Genomic DNA, 13,559 nt, shown 5'->3' with positions numbered 1-13,559 from the left:
AAAATGATTAAATAGTAGATTTTACTTAATGATAATTATGACAAAGTAGGGGGATTTATAGTTTAAAATAAGTATAATACTATATTATCGTACAAATACGGATGGATTAGTTAATAGGAATGGGGGGATTGAATGAATACATTTTTATTAGAGGGTTGGACTTTTATATTCATTGTAGGAATTATATTTGCTGTTGGAAGTTTCATTATATCTTTTAAAGTTTCAAGAAGAGTTCTATTTTCAATCTCAATTATATTGAGTTTACTCTGTGTAGGTCTATTTATTTATAGTTTGGTAGGTATTAGACGGTGGGAAGGTTTAATATTAGGACTTGTTAGCATCAGCATTTTCTTAGGAATATGGATAGGGACTATCGGAGGAGTTATTATAAGAAAGTTGATTCATATAAAAAATAGATAATTGAGGGGCTAAAAAATGAAGAATTTATCCATTGTATTATTAGTGATATGAGTATTACTTTATTATCTTGAATTACGGTTAACCTCTTATTATTTTATACCTATTATAGTTATAATTTTAGGGTTAATTCTACCCTTTACAAGAGTTAAGAAAAATTAGATAATTTTTAAATAGTACATATTAGGAGAATATAGAGAATTAATAAAGGAGGATAAATATGATTAAAGAAATTATCAGTCAAGAAAATAAAGAATGTATTGGTGGTTTTATTGCTGTTTATGCAGATGCAATTATGGCTCATATGAACCCTAGTAAAATGCATAAATATGATATCGCTGTTGTTATTAAAAATGACAAAACTATATGGGCAACGAGAGTAATTCAGGAAGATTCCAATCAAGTACAAGAGAATTTTGAATGGATAAATATTGTAAAGGATAATATAGTAAGGAAATCTAGCCCAATCATGAAAAAGACATGTTATTTTCAGATTAAAAAAGGAGAATTATATGGAACCTATGTTATTTCAGATGATTTGATTTTAAATGAAGAATTTTGTAGTTCTAAATCTTACCTTGACTTTATAACTAGATAATAGGTGAATATTTATTTTTTAGTTTAATAAATAAGTAAATCATATTTCGGAGGTGAATTTTTGAAAAGAGAATTAATTAAAATTATTTCTGTGATTGTTGTAGGGATAATTCTCATATTATTAATTGGCTATACTTTTTGGTTACTTATGAGTAGTTGATAGTTACTAGTTGAGACACATTCTTTATACTTTATGAAATAGGTGGACTGGAATGGCTAAGTATTAATCTTCTAATTGAAAAATTTCTTCAACAGGAGTATTAAATAATTTTGCCAGTCTCATGGCTAATTCTAAAGTTGGGTTATATTTGTTATTCTCTATTGCATTAATTGTTTGACGGGTAACTTCTAGTTTTTTAGCAACATCTTCTTGTCTAAAGCCCACTTCTTTACGAAGATATTTAATATTATTCTTCATTTTTACCCATCTTCCATTTTAAATACTGCTCTATGCTCATTCGAATTAAATTTTGGGAAATTAGTAGAATGAACGCAAGGGAATTAAAACTTCCTACCTTTATATAATCGTATATAGTCCAAATAAATAAAAATATAATTGTATACAACCATGCCCATTTAACTGCTTTTAAAGATATAGCCATCTCCATTTCATCCATTTTTCTCATTATCTTACCTCCTATAAATGTAAAAGCTATTTGACATTTATAGGATAACAAAGTATTTTTCAAATGTCAAACACATTAGACATTTTGATTTATTATCAGGAGTATTTTTAATAAATTATGTATTAAGTGATTTATAAATTATATAGTAACAACAGATTATTGTAACATAAATATAAGGGGGCAAGATATGAAAAACACGTTTATTTTTATAGTTATAGCAATGTTAATTATTATAGGGGTATTTTTTATAATTTTTGATATTTTAAAGTTTAATAAAATAACTGGCTATATTATTTCCGGATTAATATATAGTATACTTCTAAATATTTTATATAAAAAAATAAAATTTAAATAGAGTAATTGATTTGCAGTTTTGATACATTGTAATAAAGTAGTAAAGTAAGGTGACATCCACATTATTTATTTTTAAGAAATAGGGGAATTAATAATGCTTCTAAGATGTATCTGTGGATTTCTGCAGTTTTTCTTCTATTTTTTTTATATTTTTTCTTTCATCTTCACTTACATTTCCTTTTACATAAATTCCTTTAAACCTTAAAATTAAGTTATTGTTCACACCTTAATCTTCCTTTAATCCTTTTCCCTTACCCCTGATTTCCCCTGTCTTTCTTCTTGCTTATCTTTGAAGAACTTTATTTTCAATTTACTTAGTTAGTAATTTGAAAAATTTAAAAATGATAGTTAAAGTTAATTAGGATAGAGGAGTAAGGAGTGATGGTAGAAGACAATATATATAATGGAAAATGAAAAATGTAATAAAAAATTATTAATTAGAGTTTATAAAGTGAAAAGAAGTAAGTGAGTAGTTTTTTAAATTCTTTCACTTACTTCTTTTTGTTAAAGTTCTGTTTAATAATACTGTTGAAATCATCATGTTTTAAAGAAACTTAGAAGTAGTTCCTTCATGCTGTCTAATAAGAGTAGTATACATCAATAACATCTAAATTTAGCTTAAAATAAATGTTTTATTAATGATTAGCAATTCTATTATTGATAAAATTAATTATTTTACCTCTACTCCATAACACAAATTTATACTCAATCCCATCTTGTGTAATAATTGACATTCCATTAGGAACAATCCTCAAAGTATTTCGTTTATTTACTTTTACAATTTTCTCAATAGGTATTTCAGTTACGCCAGTTTGAATATTAAGCGCATGAGATTTAAATATTAGTCTTTTATCAGTTATTTTTAACTTACCACCAACAGACTCATTTCCTCTAAAAAGATTAGCCAATACATTAAAATGAATTTGTTCATTATCTGTTTTCTCCACAATTTTGCCCCCTTATAATATAAGTTTTATAATTACTCATAATCTTGTGCAATTGTAAACAAACCTTATAAGAATTATATAATTTTCAACAACATTCTTAAACAGAGTCTTTATTAAAATTTTTTTGAAAGAACATTTATTTTTGGTTTTATTTTACCTTGTTTTTTTCTCAGGGAATATTAGATTTCTATTAATTTTTTTAGTGTAAATAAGGTTAGATAGCATTTTTTTTAAAAAAATCTATAGCTTTCTTATACCCTATTTTTAACTTTTTACTAAAAGATGAAGTAGTCATTTTAAAATATCTTTATTATAATCTTATTAATTTCATTATGACATAAGGATAAAATTATGGAGATAGTTCTTTCTCATAGCCTTGCTTTACCCTTGTCTTTCTTCTTGCTTTCTTGAAGAACTTTATTTTTGGGTTACAGTTGTACTCACAAAAAAATTTCTATTATCACAAGACGTGCTCTTAAAGGAATTTAGAAGCATTTAGATATCTCTGAAGCAGCAGTATCACAGCATATAAAACCGCTTAAAAAAGCAGGAGTTATTGTTGGAAAGAAGGTTGGTTATTATGTTCATTATGACTTGTAAGAAAAAATTCTTCTAGAAATAATAAAATTTATTGAGCAAATGAGTAATGATCAAATAATTAATGATTTTAAGTTAGGCATAAATATACCAGGTAAATGTAGAGCATCCTGTAAAGTAAGTAAAAATAAATGTTGTCAAAAAGACAATAATTAAAAATTGAAAGGGGAATGAGTATGAAAGTATTGCGTATAATCACTTTGGGTCGACTCCGTTTTTTCTTATTTATGATCTAGAAAATGAACGAAGTAAAATAATTGAAAACAAAGATTTACATCATGCCCATGGTATGTGTCAACTACTTAAAGCACTTGGAGGAGAGAAGGTTGATGTTATTTTAGTTGGAGGAATTGGTTCAGGAGCATTAATGAAACTAAGCAATCAAGGCATCAAGGCTTATAAGGTTACTGATAATACTGTGCTAGAGAATATTAGTATGTTAAAAAGTAAAAAACTAATGGAGTTCTCTATAAATAATAGTTGCAATCATCATGAGTGTAATCATTAATTATTAGAGATATAAGGAAGGCACCTATCGAAAGATAGATGTCTTTTTACATATGTGAAGAAAATTATAAAATAAATAGTTTAATTATAATTGCATAATCTTTAAAACATATTGATAAAATATGTTAAGCTTTTACTTGACTGATTCCGATTTTGGTATTATAATCAAAAGTGGAATCAATGGAGGTGTGATATGTTGAAAGATATAAATGAGATTATGTTAAATCCTGTTCGAATGAGAATTGTACAAGAACTGGCAACAAGGAAAAATATGACTACTATAGAGCTGTGTGACACAATTAGTGATGTTTCCAGGACTACCATGTATCGTCACATAAATATTTTATTGGACAATAATATTTTAACTGTCGTATCTGAAAAAAAGATTAGAGGTAGCCTTGAAAGAACTCTAGCCTTGAATATTGAGGAATTATCAAAAAATAATACCATTGAAAATGCCTCACAGAATGCATTTGGATTTTTAATGAACAGGTACATAAGGTTTCACAATTACTTCAGTGGTGAGAATTCGAATCCCGGTAAAGATAAGATTTTTTTTAACAATTCAGTATTAATGATGGATGATAATGAGTTTGATCAATTTTTATTGGAACTTAAAGAACTTATCATAAAATATAACTTTAAAGCTACAGAGGGAAGAAAAGCTAGAGATATTTCAATTATTTCATCACCGGTGGATGAAGATAAGAAAGGAAAGAATTCATGAGAACCGGCTCAGCAAATCCAACTAAGAATAAAGTTAAAAAGGGGAAAAGGATTATGAGTATAATAGGAATAATATTTGCAGGGATTGTAGTTTTTATTATAATTGGCGGGATTCTACATAGTACATATTTTAAAGGGAAATTAGAACAAATAGAACCTTATGGTCAGCTTATTGATGTTGATGACGGACAAATGCATATCTATTCAATGGGAAATGGTGAAAAAACAATTGTATTACTTCCTGGCATGGGTGTTTCACTTCCTTCTGCTGAATTTGCTCCACTGATGCGTAAGCTCAGCAAAACATATACAGTTGTTTGTGTAGAGTATTTTGGCGTAGGTTTTAGCAGTGAAACTGCCAAACCCCGGACCATTGAAAATTATATTGAAGAAACAAGAACTGCTCTTGATAAAACTGGTTTTAAAGAACCATATATCTTAATGCCCCATTCAATATCGAGCGTTTATAGTGAATATTATGCTGCAAAGTACCCTAATGAAGTAGAAGCTGTGATTTCTCTTGATGGCACATCTACTTCATATTTGGGAGATGAAATGCCTGGTTTTGTAAAATCTTTAATACAAGTAGCAAAGTTACAACAGGGTACCGGCTTCACTTCGCTTTTAGCACCCCTAGCCATAAACAAAGAAAAATTGCTATCAAATGGATACACTGAAAAAGAAATTGGGGACATGATTACCTTTGCAGGATTTTCAGTTAATAGTAATGTTTTAGATCAGATGGTAAATACACCTGAATTCATAAAACAGACCATAAATTTACCATTCCCGGAATCAATTCCGTATTTCAAAATTATTTCCAGGCAAACCTATGAAAAACCAAATAAGCAGATTAAAATTACACCTCAACAATATCAGCATAAACATCTGGAGAGAATCGGTGATCATGCAAAATATGAAGTCCTTGATGGCAATCATTTTATTTATATAAATAATGTTGACCGAATTGCTGAGATAACAGATGATTTATTACTCAAGGTTAATTAATAATACTGTAAATATTTAAATTATTAAAGATTCTTTATACTATAGGACTTAAATACTTATCCCTGCATTTTGTGCTCACAGAATAAAGTTCTATCACTGCAATTAAACATTTATTACTGAAAATAAACTTTTATTATAAAACATGCTCTTAAAGGAATTAAAACACCTTAATGGCATGTTTTTTTAATGAAAAAATCAACTTCCAGAATGTAATATATATTTGACATTATGTAATATATATATTAATATAGAGGTGGGTGATGATATGGCAAAAAATTTAAAAATAAAAATAGCAAGGGCAGAACATGATATGACACAAAAACAGTTAGCAGAAGCCGTAGGAGTTACTAGACAAACTATGAATGCTATTGAAAAGGGGGACTATAATCCAACGCTTAATCTTTGTATAAGTATATGTAAAGTATTGGGGAAGACATTAGATGACTTATTTTGGGAGGATTAGAATGAATAATTTAAATGGGAATAGAGTAATTGATGAAAGGCAAGAAAGGAAAATAGGCAAAGCAGCCATAATCAGTAGTTTAGTGACATATTTTTATTTATTAGTGGAGATAACATATAAATATATTAAGACAAAAGATATTTCTAGTTTAGATTGGGAGATAATATTACTTATATTAAATTCAGTAATATTTTATTTAGTTACTCGTGATCAAAAAGAAATGAATCTACCTAAATCAATATTAGGGAAAAAACTACCTACATCCCAGTCTAAAGAGGCTCGTAAAAAAAGATTTATTTCATATATATATCAATCTATACTATTTTCAGTTTCAATAGGTGTTATCACTTTTATATTTTCTGTCATGAAAGTAGATTCGATATCTTATTTCAATATTTTACTTGAGATATTAGGCTTGTTTTTGATCTCATTAATCATTGAATATATAATAGGTGAGCGAAGATGTAAGAAATACGTAAAATGGGAAAAATCTTTAGATGAAGATAAATAATTTCACATAAAAGATAAACATTCATTATAAGATATGATTTAAAGAGTTAAGTTGTAAATAAAAAACAATAAAATATAGAAATGATTAATGATAGACATTTTAATTCATACAACTTATACCTTAAAACTGCCACTATGTATAAACTAAATAAACTCTTATCATTGCATAATTATTTATTAGTGATAGGAGTATTACTTTATTATTTTGAGTTACGATCAACTACATATGATTTTATACCTATTATAATTATAGCTTTAGGATTAATCCTATCATTTGTAGGAGTAAGGAGAAAAGATTACATTAAAGCCATACACAATAGAAAAGTGTCATGTATTTTTTAAAGATTATATTACTGACCCTGCAATGACCTATGATATTTTTGTATGATAATGAGAAAGTTGATAGATATTATCATAATAAAGTATTAGATACAACCAGATGTTTCTTTGCAATATGCCATAATTATAAAACTATTGGAGAGATTCAGTTCAGGCGAATAGATTTAGAAAAACTGTGTGCTACTCTAAGTATTCATTTAGTGTTTAATAAGTATATACTTAATCTTTATATTTTGCGCAATAGTAGAATTATGACAAATAGATGGGAGGGCTATTATGAAATGAAATCTAAAGTTCAGTATTGTGCTTGTAATTATTACTGTAAGTATTCTTGTCGGTTGCTCAAATGAGAGCAAAAAAGTAGTTGATTCTAAAGATGATTCTGCTCAAACTGTAGTAGAGAATTATTTTAAGTATAAAAATGAAAAAAATAAAGATAAGTTATTAACTACTTTAACAGAGCATTGGAACACTCAAAATGTAGTTTGGGGATTTGAAAATTTGGATAGTATTAAGATAATAAACATTGAAGAGGAAAAGGATGAAAAAGTTAAGGAAGGTTATTTGAATAACGGAAGAGGCAGTATAAATGGAATAATAGAAAATAATCTTAAGATTTATAAAGTGAAGTATGAAGTAAAGTACAAAAATGAGGGAGTGGGTTCGCAAGATAGTGGGACATATGATTGGTGGTATTTTGTTATAAGAAAAGATGAAAGTTCCCCATGGCTTATAGATGATATGGGAGTATAAGCAATTCGTATTTTTTATATCGTGATGTAGCAGTAGAATCAGATGATTAAAGTGTTTATATAAGTTATGGGAGAAATCATTTATTAATACAATGATTTCTCCTTCTTTTTTATGTTTTTTCTTGCTTTCTTTGAAGAATTTTATTTTCAGGTTACATAATTTCTATCAAAATCTGTTTTTAAAGAGCATTTAAATATCTTTAAAGCACAGAATACCTAAGGTTCTCCCTTGTAACTATAAATTTTTTAAAATTAAATTTATAATTAATGTTGACAAAAGCATAGTTACAGTAATAGTATGTAAGTATACACATATACCCATAAGGGAATATGAGTTGAAATAATATATTATTTAATATACGAGGATGTGAGAATATGAAAGAACTTACGAATTTATTTAAAGTTTTATCCGATGAAACAAGAATCAGAGTTTTAATATTGCTTTATCATAAAAAGCTCTGTGTTTGCCAAATGCAAGGGGTAATGGAAGAAAGTCAACCTAAAATATCAAAACATTTAGGAAAGCTCAGGAATATGGGATTTGTTAAGGATGAAAGAGAAGAAAAGTTTATATTCTATTATTTAGATAAGGATAATAAAATGCTTAATAATTTATTAGAGAATATACTAAATAATATTGATGACTATCCAATATTAAAAAATGATTTAAAAAGAATAAAAAATGTAGATTGTTACATTAATGAAAAAAATAAATTATAGATAATTTTGATTTATTATCTATAAAGACATAATTAAGGAGGTATTTATTATGAATTTTATAACACAGATATTTAACGTTTTTAATGATCAATTTTTAAAAATGACATGGTTATATGAACTTGTAAAGTCTTTAGTAGAGAATGTATTTAGGATAGATTATAGTAGTAAATTAGGTGGAAGCATTCATTTCTTTATTTATGATACAATAAAAATCTTTATACTTTTATCAGTACTTATTTTTGCTATATCCTATATACAAAGTTACTTTCCTCCAGAAAGAACAAAGAAAATTCTTGGAGGTATCAAAGGGGTAAAGGGTAATATCCTAGGAGCATTACTTGGTACTATTACACCCTTTTGTAGTTGTTCTAGCATACCAATTTTTATAGGATTTACTTCCGCAGGACTACCAATAGGAGTTACATTTTCCTTCTTGATTTCCTCACCAATGGTAGATTTAGCATCATTCCTACTTTTAATGTCATTTTTTGGACCTAAAATTGCTGCTGCCTATGTTATTGTAGGATTAATATTAGCTGTTATAGGAGGTACCTTGATTGACAAGTTTTGTCTTGAAAAGCATGTAGAAGGTTATGTTAAAGAAATAGAAAATGTGGATGTAGAGGTTGAAGAAATGACCCGTAAGGAAAGAATATCCTACTCAAAGGACCAAGTTAAAGAAATAATTAATAGAGTATGGTTATATATTTTAATAGGAGTTGGTATAGGAGCAGCAATCCATAATTGGATCCCTCAATCAGTAATTCAGAATGTTATTGGACAAAACAATCCATTCTCTGTTGTGCTGGCAACATTAGTAGGAATTCCTATGTATGCGGATATATTTGGTACTCTACCAATTGCAGAGGCTTTATTTGGTAAAGGTGTAGGTATTGGAACAGTATTAGCATTTATGATGGCTGTAACAGCTCTATCCCTACCATCTATGATAATGTTAAGTAAAGTTGTAAAACCCAAACTACTAGGAATATTTATAACCATAGTATCAATTGGAATACTAATTATAGGATATCTATTTAATGCTTTTGCATATTTAATAATATAAATATAAATTTTTTATAAAATATTAAAAGGAGTGAATTGCATGATAGTTAAAATCTTAGGAACAGGTTGCGCAAATTGTACAAAGTTAGAGGAAAATACAAAAAAGGCTATAGAATCTTTAGAAATTGATGCTACTATAGAGAAAGTGACAGATTTTAAAGATATAATGTCTTATGGAGTAATGAAAACACCAGCCCTTGTAGTGGATGAAAAGGTAAAGTTTAATGGTAGAGTCCCTTCTCCCGATGAAATTAAAAAATATCTATAGATATTACTGTAATAACAAGTGATTAAAAAACCATGGGTTTAAAGCAGGAATAGCTTTAAACCCATGGTTTTTATTTCGTCTTTAAGCTTTATTAGGATTTAGATAAGATTAGATATAAAGAAAAATGGGTATTAATATAAAAATAAGGTGAAGTCTATAATTTTGATATTTGCAAGGTTATTACATAATAAAATTATAGAAAGAATTACTAAAAATTTAAGGGGGTTTTAAAAAATGTATATTAAAAGTGTTTTGATGAAAAAGGAAAGTCTTACTACTCTTCAAACAAAGGATACTATAGAAAAGGCTAAAAGAGTAATAGAAGAGGGGGAGTTTTTATCCTTACCTGTTTTAGATGGAGATAAATTTATAGGTTCTATACCAATATATAGGATTTATAAAGAATTAAGTGAGATGGATTCAAAAGAAATAAAGGGATTTTTAAATAGTACTATAGAAGATTATATCCAAGAGGATATTCCAAAGATATTTGCAAACTCTTTAATTGAGGATGCTGCACAGTTATTTGGAGAAAGGAATATTCCTTTTGTACCTGTTATTGACCAAGAAGGCAGATTAGAAGGAATTATAACTCAAAAAACCATATTTAATGGATTTAGTCGATTACTTGGTTATAAGAGGGGCACAAGGCTAGTTATTAATATTCCTGAAATTAAAGGTAAGTTATCTGACTTAACAAATGCTATTAGAAGATCAAATAGCAATATTATAAGTTTAGTTATTTATGATCCTGAGACTCCTATAAATGTTAAGCAAGTTATCATTAGGGTAGAAACTGATAATTTAGTAGCTCTTAAAGATAAATTAGAAAAAAGAGGTTTTTCTATCGCAGAAGTAAGTGAATAATAATTAAGAAAGAACCATAGTAAAAGACAGTTTTTGTCTTTGCTATGGTTCTTTTAATGTGAAAATTTATATGTGCTCATTAAATTATATAGGTATAATATCCCAAATATCTGTTAATAATCTTAAATAATAAAAGAGGATTAACAGGGGGTATAAAAATGAAAGTAGAAGAGACTGGAAAGATATTTGGGAATAAAGGAAGAATTCATGGCATAAGATGTAGTATATCAAGATTTCTGAAAGGGATGAGATCCAATATGGAGATTAATAATGAAATGAGCCATGAGGAGGAGATGGATAATTTGAAACAAGCTCATAAGGAATGGAGACAAGCTGAACTATACTTTCAAAATGTAACTGATACTGAATTGATTGATCATGCTATATATAATATGGAAGCTGCAAAAAAGAAATATTTTTATCTATTAAATCAAGTAAGGGAAAAAGTTTCTCATGAAAATGCATAAAATAGGAATAAATTCTATTAAACCTCTATATAATTAGTTAACTAATTATATAGAGGTGATTTTTATGTTTTCAGGGATGCCCATATACATACCGATAATAATAATAGTACTTTTACTATTAGGTTTTATATCTATTTTAAGTGCAATTAAAATACGTAAGTTTGTATTGCACAGTATATTAGGTATATTACTACTGTTTTTATACAATATTTTTCTCAGTGGATTTACTGGGATATATGTTGGTATAAATATAGTCACTGTGCTCGTAGTTGCTATATTAGGAATGCCAGGATTTGTACTATTGCTTGTATTAAATTTAATTCTTTAATATGTCATATTCTCCCTTATTAACAAAAAGATAGAGAGGAACAGAAAATATTTACATGTTTAAGAAATAGTATATCAGGTATATATAAAGTACGAACAAATTACAAAGAACTAAATATTTGAATTTTTCCGAATAATCTGATTTAATATTAATATATGCAAAATTTTAAGGGGGAATAGAAGAATGGCGACAACAAAATTAAATGTAAATTTAAGAGAAGAAGTAGGTACAGGAAAAGCACACGCATTAAGACGAGATGGATTTGTACCAGGAGTATTGTATGGTCATAATAAGAAAACTAGAAACATAGCTCTAAGAACTAATGAACTTCAAAAATTGATATCTGATAATGGAAATGGAGCATTAGTAACCATAGAGGTAGATGGAGAAAATATACCTGCAATATTAAAGGATGTACAAAAAAGAATAGTTAAGGAAGACTATCTTCATGTGGACTTCCAACAGCTATCAGAAAATGAAGAAATAAAACTTACTATTCCAGTATATGTAGGGAATAGAGAATCAGTAGAAGATTCAGCAACTACGGTTCAGCAGCAACTAATGGAAATTGATATTCAATGTTTACCAAAATATATAATAAATCATGTAGATATTGATGCCTCTAAATTAAAAGATAATCATGCTATAACAGTAGGAGAGTTAGAATTAGAAGGCGTAAATATATTAAACGAAGACGAAGAAGTAATAGCAAGCTTAACATATGCAACTAAGCAAGAAGATGAAGAAGAAGAAGAGGAAACGAAAGAACCTATCTATATTAGCGAAAAAAGTGTCTTAGAATAAAATAGGAAATCAGAACACTTCCTATGTCCCATAAAAACAATAATTATAAAACTTCCCTTCTTTGGCAATAATATTCAAATAATGCCAAGGAGGGGATTTTTTAATGAGAAATGTTTCATTGACTAGTAGTGTTAGAAATGAAGTAGGTACTAATGCCAGTCATAGAGTAAGGAGAAGTGGAAATGTACCCGGTATAATATATGGACATAATTTTACCAATTATCCATTAGTATTTGATTATGGTACATTAAATAAATTTATAAGAGATAATGGTGAGAATGCAATGGTGAATGTACTAATCAATAATACTCCTCATACTGCTATGATTAAAGAAGTACAAAGAGATATAATATCTGGAGAAATAACTCATATTGATTTACAGCAAGTAAATATTTCAGAAAAAATACATACATCTATTCCTATTTTATTATCTGGTAAGGACAAAATTGATGATGGAGTATTACAGCAACAAGTAATGAAACTAGATGTAGAGTGCTATCCAACTGATGTACCTAAAAATATATCTATAGATATATCTAAGCTTGCACTAGGAGATACCTTTAGAGTATCAGATGTAGAGATGGGTGAAGAGATTGCTGTGCTAAATGATATGGAAGAAATAATAGCCCTTGTATCAGGAGTAGATGATCATAGGTTAGATGAGGACGAAGAGGTATTAGATCCGCAGCCAAATGAACCTGTACCGGAAGTAAGAGATGAAGGGGAAGAAGATAAGGCTCATCCTAGTGGTGAAGAGAAAATAGTACTATAAGTCTACAATAACTAACAAAATAAGCAGTATTCTCTATGGAAATATAGAACATTTTGTAGTATAATGTTGGAAAAGATAATTTAATTTGGAGATGATTATATGAAATTAATATTTTTGATACTTCTCATCATCCCAGTAGGTTTTTTCCAATTAATTATTCTATCGGATATTATAAATACTTCAAAAGCACTAGGAAAAGCTAATACTAATACTAATAGGACGAATACTACACCGGGATACTATGCAACAGAAACATCAAAAAGAAAAAGAGCTCATGTTTAAAACAAACCAAAGGTAAGTGAACCTTTGGTTTGTTTTATGAAGTTTTGGTTGATTATTATTAAATATAAAAGTATAATAGACAAAGTTCAAGGCATAGTAATAGCTATCAATACTTTTTTAATAATGATATAATTCTTAGTATA

Annotated in this window: 21 protein-coding genes and 1 pseudogene; 18 read left to right on the top strand and 4 right to left on the bottom strand. The window is 27.9% G+C overall.

Annotated elements, in window-relative coordinates:
* Nucleotides 1-132: 132 nt before the first annotated feature.
* Complete coding sequence (locus tag GOQ27_RS05770; protein WP_203365885.1) at nucleotides 133-420, top strand: YesK family protein; 288 nt, start codon at nucleotides 133-135, stop codon at nucleotides 418-420.
* 217 nt (nucleotides 421-637) lie between these two features.
* Nucleotides 638-1,015, top strand: a complete 378-nt coding sequence (locus GOQ27_RS05765; protein ID WP_203365884.1) for a hypothetical protein — start codon at nucleotides 638-640, stop codon at nucleotides 1,013-1,015.
* Between the two features lie 222 nt (nucleotides 1,016-1,237).
* Here GOQ27_RS05765 and GOQ27_RS05760 read toward each other — a convergent pair whose 3' ends face one another.
* The 4 genes from GOQ27_RS05760 to GOQ27_RS05750 form a co-directional block, all read right to left on the bottom strand.
* Nucleotides 1,238-1,432 (bottom strand): helix-turn-helix transcriptional regulator, encoded by a 195-nt coding sequence (locus GOQ27_RS05760; RefSeq protein WP_203365883.1) that lies wholly within the window; start codon nucleotides 1,430-1,432, stop codon nucleotides 1,238-1,240.
* Nucleotides 1,422-1,640 carry a hypothetical protein gene (locus GOQ27_RS05755; protein WP_203365882.1) on the bottom strand — a complete coding sequence of 73 codons (219 nt, stop codon included), beginning with the start codon at nucleotides 1,638-1,640 and terminating at the stop codon, nucleotides 1,422-1,424. The genes GOQ27_RS05760 and GOQ27_RS05755 overlap by 11 nt, the downstream gene beginning before the upstream one ends.
* A 454-nt stretch (nucleotides 1,641-2,094) precedes the next feature.
* Nucleotides 2,095-2,217: a hypothetical protein gene (locus GOQ27_RS17290; protein WP_286673013.1), complete on the bottom strand. Its 123-nt coding sequence runs from the start codon at nucleotides 2,215-2,217 to the stop codon at nucleotides 2,095-2,097.
* 412 nt (nucleotides 2,218-2,629) lie between these two features.
* Nucleotides 2,630-2,941, bottom strand: coding sequence for a GRAM domain-containing protein (locus GOQ27_RS05750; protein WP_203365881.1), 312 nt, complete (start codon nucleotides 2,939-2,941; stop codon nucleotides 2,630-2,632).
* Between the two features lie 495 nt (nucleotides 2,942-3,436).
* Here GOQ27_RS05750 and GOQ27_RS05745 point away from each other — a divergent pair.
* The 16 genes and pseudogenes from GOQ27_RS05745 to GOQ27_RS05670 form a co-directional block, all read left to right on the top strand.
* Nucleotides 3,437-3,541, top strand: a pseudogene (locus GOQ27_RS05745) (ArsR/SmtB family transcription factor); the annotation flags it as partial.
* Nucleotides 3,542-3,722: 181 nt separating this feature from the next.
* The gene (locus GOQ27_RS05740; RefSeq protein ID WP_203365887.1) at nucleotides 3,723-4,046 is read left to right on the top strand and encodes a NifB/NifX family molybdenum-iron cluster-binding protein; all 324 of its coding nucleotides are present in this window, start codon (nucleotides 3,723-3,725) and stop codon (nucleotides 4,044-4,046) included.
* 192 nt (nucleotides 4,047-4,238) lie between these two features.
* Nucleotides 4,239-4,772 carry a helix-turn-helix domain-containing protein gene (locus GOQ27_RS05735; protein ID WP_203365880.1) on the top strand — a complete coding sequence of 178 codons (534 nt, stop codon included), beginning with the start codon at nucleotides 4,239-4,241 and terminating at the stop codon, nucleotides 4,770-4,772.
* A 53-nt stretch (nucleotides 4,773-4,825) separates the two neighbouring features.
* Entirely contained in the window at nucleotides 4,826-5,779 is a 954-nt protein-coding gene (locus GOQ27_RS05730) for an alpha/beta fold hydrolase (RefSeq protein ID WP_203365879.1), read from the top strand.
* A gap of 265 nt (nucleotides 5,780-6,044) precedes the next feature.
* Complete coding sequence (locus GOQ27_RS05725) at nucleotides 6,045-6,242, top strand: helix-turn-helix transcriptional regulator (protein ID WP_203365878.1); 198 nt, start codon at nucleotides 6,045-6,047, stop codon at nucleotides 6,240-6,242.
* A gap of 1 nt (nucleotide 6,243) precedes the next feature.
* Nucleotides 6,244-6,753 carry a hypothetical protein gene (locus tag GOQ27_RS05720; protein ID WP_203365877.1) on the top strand — a complete coding sequence of 170 codons (510 nt, stop codon included), beginning with the start codon at nucleotides 6,244-6,246 and terminating at the stop codon, nucleotides 6,751-6,753.
* Between the two features lie 641 nt (nucleotides 6,754-7,394).
* Nucleotides 7,395-7,844, top strand: a complete 450-nt coding sequence (locus tag GOQ27_RS17075) for a DUF4829 domain-containing protein (RefSeq protein WP_350445884.1) — start codon at nucleotides 7,395-7,397, stop codon at nucleotides 7,842-7,844.
* Between the two features lie 374 nt (nucleotides 7,845-8,218).
* The gene (locus GOQ27_RS05710) at nucleotides 8,219-8,563 is read left to right on the top strand and encodes an ArsR/SmtB family transcription factor (RefSeq protein ID WP_203365876.1); all 345 of its coding nucleotides are present in this window, start codon (nucleotides 8,219-8,221) and stop codon (nucleotides 8,561-8,563) included.
* A gap of 49 nt (nucleotides 8,564-8,612) precedes the next feature.
* Nucleotides 8,613-9,629 (top strand): permease, encoded by a 1,017-nt coding sequence (locus GOQ27_RS05705; protein WP_203365875.1) that lies wholly within the window; start codon nucleotides 8,613-8,615, stop codon nucleotides 9,627-9,629.
* 39 nt (nucleotides 9,630-9,668) lie between these two features.
* Nucleotides 9,669-9,896: a thioredoxin family protein gene (locus GOQ27_RS05700; protein ID WP_203365874.1), complete on the top strand. Its 228-nt coding sequence runs from the start codon at nucleotides 9,669-9,671 to the stop codon at nucleotides 9,894-9,896.
* A 234-nt stretch (nucleotides 9,897-10,130) separates the two neighbouring features.
* Complete coding sequence (locus tag GOQ27_RS05695; RefSeq protein ID WP_203365873.1) at nucleotides 10,131-10,763, top strand: CBS domain-containing protein; 633 nt, start codon at nucleotides 10,131-10,133, stop codon at nucleotides 10,761-10,763.
* 158 nt (nucleotides 10,764-10,921) lie between these two features.
* Nucleotides 10,922-11,230, top strand: a complete 309-nt coding sequence (locus tag GOQ27_RS05690) for a DUF2508 family protein (protein WP_203365872.1) — start codon at nucleotides 10,922-10,924, stop codon at nucleotides 11,228-11,230.
* Nucleotides 11,231-11,294: 64 nt separating this feature from the next.
* Nucleotides 11,295-11,558 carry a pro-sigmaK processing inhibitor BofA family protein gene (locus tag GOQ27_RS05685; protein WP_203365871.1) on the top strand — a complete coding sequence of 88 codons (264 nt, stop codon included), beginning with the start codon at nucleotides 11,295-11,297 and terminating at the stop codon, nucleotides 11,556-11,558.
* Nucleotides 11,559-11,741: 183 nt separating this feature from the next.
* Nucleotides 11,742-12,362, top strand: a complete 621-nt coding sequence (locus tag GOQ27_RS05680) for a 50S ribosomal protein L25 (RefSeq protein WP_203365870.1) — start codon at nucleotides 11,742-11,744, stop codon at nucleotides 12,360-12,362.
* Between the two features lie 103 nt (nucleotides 12,363-12,465).
* Complete coding sequence (locus tag GOQ27_RS05675; protein WP_203365869.1) at nucleotides 12,466-13,134, top strand: 50S ribosomal protein L25; 669 nt, start codon at nucleotides 12,466-12,468, stop codon at nucleotides 13,132-13,134.
* Nucleotides 13,135-13,233: 99 nt separating this feature from the next.
* Nucleotides 13,234-13,416: a hypothetical protein gene (locus tag GOQ27_RS05670; RefSeq protein ID WP_203365868.1), complete on the top strand. Its 183-nt coding sequence runs from the start codon at nucleotides 13,234-13,236 to the stop codon at nucleotides 13,414-13,416.
* The last annotated feature ends 143 nt before the right edge of the window (nucleotides 13,417-13,559 follow it).

The organism is Anaeromonas frigoriresistens, from assembly GCF_016820655.1.
In the GTDB taxonomy this organism is placed as follows: Bacteria; Bacillota; Clostridia; order Tissierellales; family SIT17; genus Anaeromonas; species Anaeromonas frigoriresistens.
The sequence above is the reverse complement of the archived record's forward strand: the minus strand, read 5'-3'. Positions and strand labels throughout refer to the sequence as shown.

Bases quoted from the DNA above. Each gene is read 5' to 3' on its own strand.
- GOQ27_RS05685 (WP_203365871.1), top strand. From the start codon at position 11,295: ATGTTTTCAGGGATGCCCATATACATACCGATAATAATAATAGTACTT.
- GOQ27_RS05695 (WP_203365873.1), top strand. From the start codon at position 10,131: ATGTATATTAAAAGTGTTTTGATGAAAAAGGAAAGTCTTACTACTCTT.
- GOQ27_RS05680 (WP_203365870.1), top strand. From the start codon at position 11,742: ATGGCGACAACAAAATTAAATGTAAATTTAAGAGAAGAAGTAGGTACA.
- GOQ27_RS05725 (WP_203365878.1), top strand. From the start codon at position 6,045: ATGGCAAAAAATTTAAAAATAAAAATAGCAAGGGCAGAACATGATATG.
- GOQ27_RS05670 (WP_203365868.1), top strand. From the start codon at position 13,234: ATGAAATTAATATTTTTGATACTTCTCATCATCCCAGTAGGTTTTTTC.
- GOQ27_RS05710 (WP_203365876.1), top strand. From the start codon at position 8,219: ATGAAAGAACTTACGAATTTATTTAAAGTTTTATCCGATGAAACAAGA.
- GOQ27_RS05770 (WP_203365885.1), top strand. From the start codon at position 133: ATGAATACATTTTTATTAGAGGGTTGGACTTTTATATTCATTGTAGGA.
- GOQ27_RS05765 (WP_203365884.1), top strand. From the start codon at position 638: ATGATTAAAGAAATTATCAGTCAAGAAAATAAAGAATGTATTGGTGGT.
- GOQ27_RS05720 (WP_203365877.1), top strand. From the start codon at position 6,244: ATGAATAATTTAAATGGGAATAGAGTAATTGATGAAAGGCAAGAAAGG.
- GOQ27_RS05675 (WP_203365869.1), top strand. From the start codon at position 12,466: ATGAGAAATGTTTCATTGACTAGTAGTGTTAGAAATGAAGTAGGTACT.
- GOQ27_RS05705 (WP_203365875.1), top strand. From the start codon at position 8,613: ATGAATTTTATAACACAGATATTTAACGTTTTTAATGATCAATTTTTA.
- GOQ27_RS05760 (WP_203365883.1), bottom strand. From the start codon at position 1,432: ATGAAGAATAATATTAAATATCTTCGTAAAGAAGTGGGCTTTAGACAA.
- GOQ27_RS05700 (WP_203365874.1), top strand. From the start codon at position 9,669: ATGATAGTTAAAATCTTAGGAACAGGTTGCGCAAATTGTACAAAGTTA.
- GOQ27_RS05735 (WP_203365880.1), top strand. From the start codon at position 4,239: ATGTTGAAAGATATAAATGAGATTATGTTAAATCCTGTTCGAATGAGA.
- GOQ27_RS05730 (WP_203365879.1), top strand. From the start codon at position 4,826: ATGAGTATAATAGGAATAATATTTGCAGGGATTGTAGTTTTTATTATA.
- GOQ27_RS05690 (WP_203365872.1), top strand. From the start codon at position 10,922: ATGAAAGTAGAAGAGACTGGAAAGATATTTGGGAATAAAGGAAGAATT.
- GOQ27_RS05755 (WP_203365882.1), bottom strand. From the start codon at position 1,640: ATGAGAAAAATGGATGAAATGGAGATGGCTATATCTTTAAAAGCAGTT.